The following is an 11,719-nucleotide window of genomic DNA, read 5'->3' as shown; positions in this document are numbered from 1 at the left end:
TGGCCGGCGTCGCCGGCAACGTCATGGAGTGGTCCGGACAGCGAGTTGCTCATGAGTCGTCCTCCTCGGCCGGGTGGGCGCCCGAGCGGCGCCGGTAGTCGTCGACGAAGTCGACCAGCGCCGGGCCGCGCGGCCGCCGCCCGGGTCGAATGTCGCACGTGCCGACCTTGTCCTGGATGTGCACGTTGGGGTCGAGCGCGATGCCGACGAGGTCGTTGACCGAGTCCCCGGTCACCAGGCCGTTGGCGCCCCAGTGGTAGGGGAGCCCCACGTGCTCGACCCACCGCTCGCCGAGCCGCAGGGAGCGCATCCGCGCCGTCACCATGACGCGCGCCTCGATGGCCGAGCGGGAGGTGACGATGGTCGCCCAGCCGCCGTGATCGAGACCGCGCTCGCGCGCCAACCGCGGCGAAACCTCGCAGAACATCTCCGGCTGGAGCTCGCTGAGGTAGGGCAGCGTCCGCGACATCCCACCCGCCGTGTGGTGCTCGGTCAGGCGGTAGCTTGTGAAGACGTAGGGGAAGACCCGGCTCTCGGGCGGGTTGAGCGGGTTGGCCGGCTCCGCGACGTCCTCGAGCGCCGGGTTGCGCTGGGGCCGGTGGGCGGCGTTGCGCACGGGCGACTCGACCGGCTCGTAGAAGGTCGGCAGCGGGCCGTCGGCCAGGCCGGTCGGCACGTACAGCCAGGCCTTGCCGTCGGTCTGCATGATGAAGGGGTCGCGCCCGCCGAGGGCGTCCGGACCCTGGGCCCCCTCCTCGGGGACGTGGTCCGGGGCCCGGTCGGCGACGAAGTCGGGCACGTCGTCGCCGGTCCACTTCCCCTGCTCTGCGTCCCACCAGACGTACTTCTTGCGCTCGCTCCACGGCTTGCCGTCGGGGTCGGCCGAGGCGCGGTTGTACAGGATGCGCCGGTTGGCCGGCCAGGCCCAGCCCCACTCGGGGGCGACGAGTGACTGCTCCCAGTGGGGCTTGCGGCGGGCGGCCTGGTTGGTCTCGTCGGCGTACACGCCGCAGTAGATCCAGCAGCCGCACGCGGTCGAGCCGTCCTTGGCGAGCTGGGTGTAAGACGAGAGCGCGTCGCCGGAGCCGTCCCAGCCGTTGATCTCGCGCAGCACCGCCTCGGCGTCCGGCTCCCCGAGCGGGCCCTCGGTGGGGTAGTCCCACGTGAGGTCGAGCAGCGGCCGGTCCATCTCGTCGGTCGACCCGGCCAGCCTCGCTCGGATGCGCTGACCCAGCTCGTAGTAGAATTGGAGGTCGCTGCGGGCATCCCCGGGCGGCTGCACCGCCTGGTGGCGCCACTGGAGCATCCGCTGGGTGTTCGTGAAGCTGCCCTTCTTCTCGACGTGCGAGGCCGCCGGGAGGAAGAACACCTCGGTCGCGATGCCCTCGGTGGTCAGCTCGCCGGACTCGATCTCCGGGCCGTCGTTCCAGAAGGTGGCGGTCTCGACCATCGTCAGGTCACGCACGACGAGCCACTCGAGGTTGGCCAGCCCGAGCCGCTGCATCTTGCCGTTGGCCGAGCCGACCGCCGGGTTCTCCCCGACGACGAAGTACCCGGGGCTGCGTCCCTCGATCTGGTTGACGACCGTGTCGTAGGTGCCGTGGTGGCCGGTCAGCCGCGGCAGGTAGTCGAAGCGGAACTCGTTGTCCGCGGTGGCGGACTCGCCCCACCAGGCCTTGAGCAGGCTCACGGTGTAGGCGTCCATGTTGCCCCAGAAGCCGGTCGAGCCGGCGTCCTCGGCGACGAACTCCTCGAGCGAGCGGTGCTGCGCCGCGTGCGGCATCGGGATGTACCCGGGGAGGATGTTGAACAGGGTCGGGATGTCGGTGGACCCCTGGATGCTCGCGTGCCCGCGCAGGGCGAGGATGCCGCCGCCCGGCCGGCCGATGTTGCCGAGCAGGGTCTGCAGGATCGAGGCCGTCCGGATGGTCTGCACCCCGGTCGAGTGGTGGGTCCAGCCCACGGCGTAGCAGAACGCACTGGTGCGCTCGCGCCCCGAGTTCTCGGTGAGGGCCTTCGCGACGCGCAGGAAGTCCTCCTCGGGGACCCCGCACACCTCAGCGACGAGCTGCGGTGTGTAGCGGGCGAAGTGCCGCTTGAGGATCTGGAACACGCAGCGCGGGTGCTGGAGGGTCTCGTCGCGCTGCGGCTTCGCCTGGACGGTCGGCCCCCCGGAGCCGGTCTCCTCCGAGCGGGCGGCCTCGTGCTCCTCGGGTTCCTCCGAGGACGCCGGCCCGGCGGACTGGCCGGGGTCGCGCATGCCGGCGGCCGGTGACTGCGGGGCGTTCTCGTACTGCCAGCTCGTGGGGTCGTACTGCTGCGCGTCGGGGTCGTAGCCGGAGAAGAGGCCGTCGAGGTCCTCGGTGTCGCGGAAGTCCTCGGAGACGATGGCCGCCGCGTTCGTGTAGTGGACGACGTACTCGCGGAAGTCGAGGTCGTTCTCGAGCACGTGGTGGACGAGCCCGCCGAGGAAGGCGATGTCGGTGCCCGCACGCAGCGGCACGTGGAGGTCGGCCACCGCCGAGGTGCGGGTGAACCGCGGGTCGACGTGGATGATCGTCGCGCCCCTGCGCTTGGCCTCCATCACCCACTGGAACCCGACGGGATGGCACTCGGCCATGTTCGAGCCCTGGATGACGATGCAGTCACTGTTGGACAGGTCCTGCTGGAAGGTGGTGGCCCCTCCCCGGCCGAAGCTCGTCCCCAGACCGGGGACGGTGGAGGAGTGTCAAATACGCGCCTGGTTCTCGATCTGCACCGCGCCCATCGCGGTGTAGAGCTTCTTCATGAGGTAGTTCTCCTCGTTGTCGAGGGTCGCTCCTCCGAGGCTCGCGATGCCGAGGGTCCGGCGGGTGCGCCGTCCGTGCTCGTCCTCCCACTCCCAGTACCTCCGCCGGGTGGCGACGACGCGGTCGGCGATCATGTCCATCGCGGTGTCGAGGTCGAGGTCCTCCCACTCCGTCCCGTGCGGGCGGCGGTAGCGGACCTTCGTGACGCGGTGGTCGGACGTGACGAGCTGCGTGCTCGCACTTCCCTTGGGGCACAGCCGGCCCCGCGAGATCGGGCTGGCGGGGTCGCCCTCGATCTGGGTGACCTTCTCGTCCTGCACGTACACCTTCTGCCCGCAGCCGACGGCGCAGAAGGGGCAGACCGAGTCGACGACGCGGTCGGCGGTGCGGGTGCGCGGGGTGAGCGACCGGGTCTGCGCGGACTCGACCGCGACGCCCCGCCCGAGCCGGTCCCGACCCCGCAGCTGACGGAGCAACGGCCACTCGAGCGGTGTCGGCACGGTGGGTCCTCTCGACGTCGGGGCGGGGCTCTCCCAGCACCGTAGCCCTCCCGGGTCCCCGACGGGGAAACCGGTGCGCCCCTGTCGCGGCGGGCCGGCGCGCCGCGGTCTAGGGTCGGTCGCGGAGGCGTTCCTCGTCTGGTGACGGGCGCGGTCTTCAACACCGACGTGACCGGGTCACCCGGTCAGGCGGGTTCGATTCCCGTCCGCCTCCGCCAGTCTTCCCGTCGTGAGGAGCCCCGTGGACGACCGCCGCCGTGACGTGCCGCGGACCGACGCCGTCCTCGCCGAGCCCGTCGTCGCGGACGCGGTGGGTCGTCTCGGTCGGGCCGCGGTCAAGGGCGTCGTCACGGAGGTGCTGCAGGAGTGCCGCCAGGGCCGGGTGGCGCCCGGAGCCGTCGTCGGCGAGGTCGTGGCCCGGCTGCCGCGCTCGAGCACCTCGCTGCGCGCCGTGGTCAACGCGACCGGCGTCGTCGTCCACACCAACCTCGGCCGGGCGCCGCTCTCCCGGGCGGCGGTGGAGGCCGTCGTCGTCGCAGCCGGTGCCACCGACGTCGAGCTCGACCTCGCCACCGGGCGGCGCGGACCCCGCGGCACGGGGGCGCTCGACGCCCTGCGGGCCGCGGTCCCGGACGCGGGCGACGTGCACCTGGTGACCAACGGGGCGGCCGCGGTGGCCCTGGTGTCGCGGGCGCTGGCCGCCGACCGCGAGGTGGTGGTCGCCCGCGGGGAGCTCGTCGAGATCGGGGACGGCTTCCGCATCCCGGAGCTCGTCGAGTCGCTCGGGGTGCGGCTGCGCGAGGTCGGCACGACGAACCGCGTCCGCCTCGAGGACTACGCGCGCGCCGTGGGGGAGCGCACCGCGTTCGTGCTCAAGGTCCACCCGAGCAACTTCCGGGTCGAGGGGTTCACCTCCTCCGTCGGCGTCGACGAGCTCGCCTCCCTCCCCGTCCCCGTGGTCGCCGACCTCGGGTCGGGGCTGCTGCGCCCCCACCCCCGGCTGCCCGACGAGCCGGACGCGGCGAGCGCCCTGCGGGCGGGCGCCGCCCTCGTCACGGCGTCCGGGGACAAGCTGCTCGGCGGCCCGCAGTGCGGCCTCATCCTGGGCCGGGCCGACCTCGTGCAGCAGGTCCGGCGCCACCCGATGGCCCGCGCCGTGCGGGTGGGCAAGCTGACCCTCGCCGCCCTCGAGGCCACCCTGACCGGCCCCGTGCCGCCGGTCGTCGAGGCCCTCGGCCGCACGCGGGAGAGCCTGCGGGACAGGGCGGCCGCCCTCGCCACCCTGATCGGTGGGGACGTGGCCGTCCAGGACACCGACGGACGCGTGGGCGGTGGTGGCGCCCCGGGCGTCCCCCTGCCCAGCGCCGCGGTGTCGCTCCCGTCGAGGCTCGCCGCCCCGTTGCGCGCAGGCGACCCTCCCGTGGTCGGGCGGGTGCACGAGGGGCGGCTGCTCCTGGACCTCCTCACCGTGGCCGACGAGGACGACACCGTCCTCGTCGAGGCGGTGCGCCGCGTCCGGGCGGACACCGAGGGAGCCGGCTGAGTGCACGTCGTCGCCACCGCCGGCCACGTGGACCACGGCAAGTCGACCCTCGTGCGTGCGCTGACCGGCCAAGACCCCGACCGGCTGGCGGAGGAGGCACGGCGCGGGCTGTCGATCGAGCTGGGGTACTGCTGGACCGACCTGCCGGGCGTCGGGGAGGTCGCGTTCGTCGACGTGCCGGGCCACGAGCGCTTCCTCGGGACGACGCTCGCCGGCCTGGGGGCCCTCAGGGTGGCGATGCTCGTCGTCGCCGCCGACGACCCGTGGATGCCGCAGGCCGCGGAGCACCTCGCCGCGCTCGACGCCCTCGACGTGCGGCACGGCCTGCTCGTCGTGACCCGGGCCGACCTCGCGGACCCGGCGCCGGCGCTCTCCCGGGCGCGGAGGGAGCTGGGGCGCACCTCCCTGCGGGAGGTCCCCGACGTCGTCGTCAGCGGGCGGACCGGGCAGGGACTGGACACGGTGCGCCGCACCCTGGCCGCTGTGCTGGCCCGCACGCCGCTCCCGGACCCCCACGCCGACGTCCGCCTGTGGGTCGACCGGCGCTTCGGGGTGCGGGGCACGGGGCTCGTCGTCACGGGCACGCTCACCGCGGGGACCGTGCGACCCGGTGACCTCCTCGAGGTCGAGGGCCGCCCCGTGCGCGTGCGGGGGGTCGAGGCGCTCGGTCGGCCGCGGGACGAGGTCTCGGCGCCCGCCCGCGTCGCCCTCGACCTCGGAGGAAGGGCGCCCGAGGGGGTGCGGCGCGGGGCCCAGCTCGTCAGCCCCGGCTCGATGCTCACCCCGGCCGAGGTCGACGTCCGGCTGCGTCCGGAGGACCGCCCGCCGCGGCAGCCGGTCCTCCACGTCGGGAGCGACCACGTCGAGGTGCGGGTGCGGCCGCTCGCCGGTGACGTGGTGCGGTTGCGGCCCGCCCGCCCGCTGCCGCTGCGGGTCGGCGACCGGGCGGTCCTGCGCGACCCCGGCAGCCGACGGATCTGGGGTGTCGAGGTGCTCGACCCCGCGCCGCCGGCCCTGGACGGCCGGGGCGCGGCCGCGGCCCGGGCGCGCGCGCTCGCCGGGGCGGTCGGCACGACCGCCGACGAGGTGACCCGGCGCGGCGCCGTGACCCGTGACCTCCTGCGGCGGCTCGGGGCCCACGGGGAGCCGCCGTCCGGCAGCGTCGTCGCGGGCGACGTGGTCGTGGCGCCGCAACGGGCGCAGGCGCTGCGGACCCACCTCGTCGACGCGGTGCGCGCGGGTGGTCCCGACGGGCTGGCCCCCGCGGCCGCGGCCCGTGCCGCCGGCCTCGACGACCCCGGCGTCGTGGAGGCCCTGCTGGCGCCCCCGCTGTGCCTGCGCCACGGGCGGGTGGTCCTGGACGAGCACGGCTCTCCCGCAGCCGAGGACGCCACGGCGCTCGACGCCCTCGCGGCCGACCTCGCCGACGCGCCGTTCGCGGCGCCCACCGCCGAGCGGCTGCGCGAGCTCGGCCTCGTCGGGCCCCGGCTCGACGCCCTCGTGCGCTCCGGCCACCTCGAGCGGGCCGGCCGCGGGGTCGTCCTGCTGCCGGGCGCGACCGAGGAGGCGGTGCGACGGCTGGCCGCGCTGTCCCAGCCGTTCACGGTCGCCCAGGCCCGTGCCGCCCTCGGCAGCAGCCGGCGCGTTGTCCTGCCGCTGCTCGCTCACCTCGACGCCGCCGCGGTGACGGTGCGCCTGCCCGACGACACCCGGCGGCTCAGGCCGGGGCGGGCGCCGGCCGCGCCGCCGGACGCCAGCGGCCGAGCACGGCCAGAGCCAGCGCCACCTCCGCGAGGTCGCCGAACCAGTACATGAGCTGTGCCCCCGCCATCCGTCCGGGCGCCGGGCCGGGCACCTCGACGAGCACCCCGGCGTAGAGGAGCTGGGAGAGCGCCGCATGGGCCGCGACGGCCACGCCGAGCACGACGAGGCGCCGCGGCACCGAGGGCCGGTGCGGCACCGGGTCGGGGCCGGCCACGGTCCACGCGAACAGGCAGGCGGTGAGGAGGACGTGGACGTGCACGAGGACACCGACGGCCGGGTCGCGCATCATCGCGGTGAACAGCGGTGTGCAGTAGAGGACCCAGAGCCCTCCGGCGTCCAGGAGCAGGGCGACCCACGGCACCGTGAGCACCGCGACCGGTCGGCTGCGCAGCAGGCGGGTCAGGGTGCGGGCGCGTCCGACGGGCAGGGCCCGCACCGCGAGGGTGAGCGGCGCCCCGAGCACGAGGGGCACCGGGGCGACCATCCCGACGAGGAGGTGGACGACCATGTGGCCGGGGAACCCGCCGAGTGCGGTCCCGGCCGGTCCCGCCACCACGACGAGGGCGCAGCCGGTGAGGAAGGACGCCGTCCGCCGCGGGTCCCAGCCGCGCCCGGAGCGCCGCGCGGCGAGCACCAGGAGGACGTAGGCTGCCGCGGCGACGACGGCGAGCGCCGCGACGACGAGGGGGCCGGCGCCCGTGCCGGCGTGCTCGGGCGTCACGGGGCCGCGTCCGGCTCGACCTCGCGCGACTCGTAGCGGCCCCCGCGCGCCAGCGTCGTCCCCACGACGAGCAGGACCGCGCCGAGCGCGAGGAAGCCGAGGTCCCACCAGAGCTGGTGCGGCCCGCTGCGGACGTGGTGGATGGCGAGCACGTGGTGGTCGAGGACGCCCTCGACCAGGTTGAAGACGCCCCAGCCGGCCAGCACCCAGCCCCACAGCACCCGCGAGCCCCAGACCCGTCCGCGGGCCGCAGTGACCCGCGCGGGGAGCAGGGCCAGGCCGCCGAGCACGAACAGCCAGGTGACGGTGTGGAACACCCCGTCCCAGACCGTGTTCATCTCCAGGCCGGGCACGCTCTTCACCGGGTAGGCGCGCAGCCCGAGGTGGTCGCGGCCGGTGCTGCTCAGCATGTGGTGCCACTGGAGGAGCTGGTGCAGCAGGATGCCGTCGACGAAGCCCCCGAGGCCGACGCCCAGCATCAGCCCGGGCGCCTGCAGCGAGGCGGCCTCGCGGGTGTCGGCGGGGTTCGTCGGTCGGGTGGTCGTCACGGGTCGCCTCCGGGGATCGGGTCACGGGCCGGTGGGCCTGCTACCCACGACCCCGGCGGCGACACGTCCGCGCGGTCGGCGGCCCGGCGGTGCGGACCGGGTCAGCCCGTGATGCGGGCCGACCGGGCCTCGACGGCCCGCAGCACCTCCTCGGCCACCTCCGTCGAGACCTCGCCGGACTGCCGCGCCGCGAGGACCACGTCGCGCTCGACGTCGTTGGCGACGCGGGCCAGGTGGGCGACGGCCCGGGCGTGGTCGTCGCCCCGCGTGTCGTCCGCCCGGGCCTCGGCGAGGGCCTCCTGGGCCTCGAGCTCCGCCTCGTAGCGGCGGGCCGCCGCGCGGTGCACGGCATCGGGGACGCCGTGCTCGGTCGCCGTGCGTCGCACCGCGTCCAGGGCGGCCTCCGCCGCCCGGCGGCGCAGCGCGGCGGCCTCGGCGCGCTCGTCCCGCTCCTCGGCCACCCCGAGCCGGCGGACGACCCACGGGAGGGTCAGCCCCTGCACGACGAGGGTGACGAGCACCGTCGCGAGCGCGACGAGCACGATCGTCGCGCGTGCGCCGTCGTCACCCGTCCGCGGCACCGACAGCGCGACGGCCACGGTGACGACGCCGCGCATCCCCGCCCACCCGGCGGCCAGGCCCTCGTGGCGGTCGTAGGGGAGCCGGGCGCGGGTCAGGCGGTGGGTCGCCGGCAGCGCGACGAGCAGGAACACGACGCGCACGACCACGAGGACGCCGGTCACGACGGCGGTCATGAGGACGAAGGGGGTCGCGGGCGCGGCACGCAGGAGGACCGACGACAGCTCGACGCCGAGCAGGACGAAGACCACGCTCGTCACGAGGAAGTCGAGGTAGCGCCAGACGGACCGGCCGAGCAGGTAGCCGGAGGAGCTGACCGCCGCGTGCCCCCGGCTTCGCAGGTAGAGGCCGAGGGTGATGACGGCGAGCACCCCCGACCCCTCGAGCCGGTCGGCGGCCAGGTAGACCGCGAAGGGAGCCGCGAGCGTCAGGGTGGTCTCGCTGACGCTGTCGTCGATCCGGGCGAGCAGCACGCGGGCCAGCCAGCCGGCGGCAAGGCCGAGCAGGACCCCGAGCACGACCTCCCGCACCAGGCGTCCGGCGACGCCCGGCGCCGAGACCTCACCCGTCACCAGGGCCGTGACCGCCGTGGCGTAGAGCACGAGGGCGGTCGCGTCGTTGAACAGTCCCTCGCCCTCGATGAGCGTCAGCACGCGGCCCGGCAGGTGCAGCCGCCGCGCGACCGACGTCGCGGCGACGGGGTCGGGCGGCGAGACGACGGCGCCGAGGACCGCCGACTCCGCCCAGCCCAGCCCCATCGCGTGGACCACGACGGCGACCGCGGCCGCGCTGACGAGCGTCAGCCCCACCGCGAGGGCGGCGATCACCCGGGCGCCCGAGCGGAACTGGGAGACCGTCGCCCGCTGCGTGGCCGCGAACAGCAGCGGGGGCAGGACGACGGGGAGGATGAGCTCGGGGTCGACGGGGACCGGCCCGGTGCCGGGGACCAGGCCGAGGGCGAGGCCGAGCACCGTGAGCACCACCGGCTGCGGCAGGCCGAGCCGCCGCGACAGTGGCGTCAGGACGACCACGCCCGCGAGCACCAGCCCGGCCAGGGCGACCGGGCTCATCGGCGCAGGGGTGCGTCGTGCGGTCGGGACGGCTCGCTCGGAGGCACGGCGCGGTCGTACCCGGTGCGGTCGACGCGGAAACGACCGCCGGTGGCTCAGTGCGGCAACCTCCGCCAGCGACCCTTGGACATGACCTCGACGGCGTGCCCGTCGACGGTGACGGCCGTCTGGTCGTCGATGACGTAGGCCGGCCCGCCGATCGCGGTGGCCCAGTGCTCGGCGTCGGCCATCGTGTTCGTCGAGAAGACGTCGAGGTGCGGGAAGAGGAAGAAGTCGACGAGGCCGAGCGTCCGGTCGTCGGGGGCGTCCGGCCTCGCCACGAACTCGGAGCCGATGCGCGGGGTCAGCACCATTCTGTTGGCGCTCACACCGACCCAGACCGTGTCCGTCAGCGAGGGCAGCAGCTCGGGAAGCCCGGACGTGCGCATCCAGTGGGCCCGGTACGTCGCGTCGCTGCCGTCGACGAGCAGGACGTCCGCGTCCCGCGCCCAGGACGTGCGGCGGTCCTTCCCGATGCTCGGTAGCGCGGTCAGCTCGAGGACGCCCACCGAGGCCCAGCCCAGCGCGGTGAGACCACCCCGCGGGGCTCGCCCGTGACGAACCCCCGGACCGAGGTGGGCCCGCACATCGGGTGACCCCATTGCGCTGTGGAGACGGCCAGCGCGGTGCACTCGTCGATGGGTCTGTCCGACAGGCCGATCAGCGCGGTGCCTGAGCGTGTCTGCTCCCGTCAGCGGATGCAGAACCCGTCTGATCACGAGCATGTTTACGGCATGAGCGATGATTCGGTTCTGAGACGGTCTGCTAGGGCACGGGTAGGGCACGTACGGTTCCACGATTCGGTGTCTTTGCAGGTCAGATACCACTTTGCAGCGCGCCCCCGGCAGGACTCGAACTTGTCGGCAAAGTGAGGGGAGGGGAGCACTGGAACGCGCGATTTGCTGAAAGCCGTCACGAGCCGGGCTCGGCTCGTGTCGCCTGTGCTTGGGCGGATCAGGCGTCCGTCCAGTTGCCGGCGGTTGAGGAACGTGCAGTAGCGCTCGAGCGCCCCAACCGCAGGGGACTGCGGGGAGGGTCGAGGCTGGGCCACCCCCGAGGTGGCGCCGCAGTTCCGGCGAGAAGCCGTAACCGAGCCGCAGCATGAGGAGACCGACGTGGGTGCGCGAACGATTGGCCAGGTCGGCGGCGCTACCGGTCCGTGGCGCCGCCACGCGAGCCGGTCTGGTTCTGCCGGTGGGCCGAGCGGCGGCCGGGGGCGGCGAGCACGCGCAGCCACCGGGAGCGGGCGGCGACCGCGTGACCTTCGGCGGACGGTGCGTCCGTGCGGCGCCAGTCGCGGACCGGCGCGTCGCCGGGCAGGAGCCGGGCGGCCAGGCCGAGGGCCCGGACCGTGGTCGCCGGGGCGAGGCCGTGGACCCGGCGGGCGAGGGCCACCCACGGCGAGACGCTGACGACCGGCCGCCCCGCGAGGACGCCGTCGATGATGCGCCGGGCGGCCCGCTCGACCGGGAGGCTGACCCCGGGCCACGTCGCGCCCGGGGCGAACCACGCGTCGTCGGCGGCGGCGTCACCCGTGAAGCGGGCGTGCACGTGGCCGCCGGTGCGCATGAGCCACGGGGTCACCGAGGTCACGGTGACCCCGGTGCCAGAAAGCTCGGCCGCGAGGCCTTCGGCGAGGCCGACGGCCCCGAATTTGGCGACCGAGTACGGGATGAGGCGGGGGACCGCGACGAGGCCGCCGACCGACGACACGATCCCGATACGACCAGCGCGGCGGCTGCGCATCGAGGGCAGGACGGCAAGGGCGAGGTGCACCGGACCCCAGAGCATCGTGTCGACGGCCACGTGGACGTGACCGAGCGTCACCGACTCGACCGCGCCCACGCCCATGACGCCGGCGACGTGGACGGCGGCGTCGACCCGGCCGTGCTGCTCGAGGACTGCGGTGACCACCTCGTCGACGGCGGCAGGGTCGCGCGAGTCGGCGACGTGCACGTGGTGGCGTCCGGGCGGGGCTTCGAGCAGGTCGAGCGCACGCTGCAGCGCGGCCGGGTCGCGGCCGGTGGCGTGCACGACCCATCCCCGCTCCAGCAGCACCCGTGAGATTTCGAGCCCGAGGCCGCGCGAGGCGCCGGCCACGAGGGCGACCCCGGCGCCTCCTTCGGTGCTCGTCAGTCCCGACCGTGAGGTGGTGTCCATGCCCGT

At 75.0% G+C, this 11,719-nt stretch carries 8 protein-coding genes and 1 tRNA gene; 3 read left to right on the top strand and 6 right to left on the bottom strand.

Annotation, left to right across the window (positions count from 1 at the left end):
• Positions 1-49: 49 nt before the first annotated feature.
• Complete coding sequence (gene fdh / locus KMZ30_RS17945; protein ID WP_308279837.1) at positions 50-3,289, bottom strand: formate dehydrogenase; 3,240 nt, start codon at positions 3,287-3,289, stop codon at positions 50-52.
• Positions 3,290-3,412: 123 nt separating this feature from the next.
• Between fdh and KMZ30_RS17935 the strand changes: the two genes are divergently transcribed.
• From KMZ30_RS17935 to KMZ30_RS22475, 3 genes are all read left to right on the top strand, one after another.
• Positions 3,413-3,507: transfer RNA gene (locus KMZ30_RS17935), tRNA-Sec, on the top strand.
• Between the two features lie 11 nt (positions 3,508-3,518).
• Entirely contained in the window at positions 3,519-4,832 is a 1,314-nt protein-coding gene (gene selA / locus KMZ30_RS17930; protein WP_308279838.1) for an L-seryl-tRNA(Sec) selenium transferase, read from the top strand.
• Positions 4,833-6,647, top strand: a complete 1,815-nt coding sequence (locus KMZ30_RS22475) for a selenocysteine-specific translation elongation factor (RefSeq protein ID WP_215513891.1) — start codon at positions 4,833-4,835, stop codon at positions 6,645-6,647. It begins immediately after the preceding gene.
• Here the strand turns inward: KMZ30_RS22475 and KMZ30_RS17920 are convergent.
• From KMZ30_RS17920 to KMZ30_RS17900, 5 genes are all read right to left on the bottom strand, one after another.
• Positions 6,550-7,317 (bottom strand): cytochrome c oxidase assembly protein, encoded by a 768-nt coding sequence (locus KMZ30_RS17920; RefSeq protein ID WP_215513892.1) that lies wholly within the window; start codon positions 7,315-7,317, stop codon positions 6,550-6,552. The two genes, KMZ30_RS22475 and KMZ30_RS17920, sit on opposite strands and share 98 nt — an antisense overlap.
• Entirely contained in the window at positions 7,314-7,865 is a 552-nt protein-coding gene (locus tag KMZ30_RS17915; protein WP_215513893.1) for a DUF2243 domain-containing protein, read from the bottom strand. The genes KMZ30_RS17920 and KMZ30_RS17915 overlap by 4 nt, the downstream gene beginning before the upstream one ends.
• A gap of 101 nt (positions 7,866-7,966) precedes the next feature.
• Entirely contained in the window at positions 7,967-9,514 is a 1,548-nt protein-coding gene (locus KMZ30_RS17910) for a Na+/H+ antiporter (protein WP_215513894.1), read from the bottom strand.
• Positions 9,515-9,609: 95 nt separating this feature from the next.
• Positions 9,610-10,062: a Type 1 glutamine amidotransferase-like domain-containing protein gene (locus KMZ30_RS17905; protein WP_308279839.1), complete on the bottom strand. Its 453-nt coding sequence runs from the start codon at positions 10,060-10,062 to the stop codon at positions 9,610-9,612.
• Between the two features lie 640 nt (positions 10,063-10,702).
• The gene (locus KMZ30_RS17900; RefSeq protein ID WP_215513895.1) at positions 10,703-11,713 is read right to left on the bottom strand and encodes an SDR family NAD(P)-dependent oxidoreductase; all 1,011 of its coding nucleotides are present in this window, start codon (positions 11,711-11,713) and stop codon (positions 10,703-10,705) included.
• Between the last annotated feature and the right edge of the window lie 6 nt (positions 11,714-11,719).

It is taken from the genome of Phycicoccus mangrovi (assembly GCF_018729305.1).
Lineage (GTDB): Bacteria > Actinomycetota > Actinomycetes > Actinomycetales > Dermatophilaceae > Phycicoccus > Phycicoccus jejuensis.
This window is presented reverse-complemented; position numbering and strand designations above follow the sequence as displayed.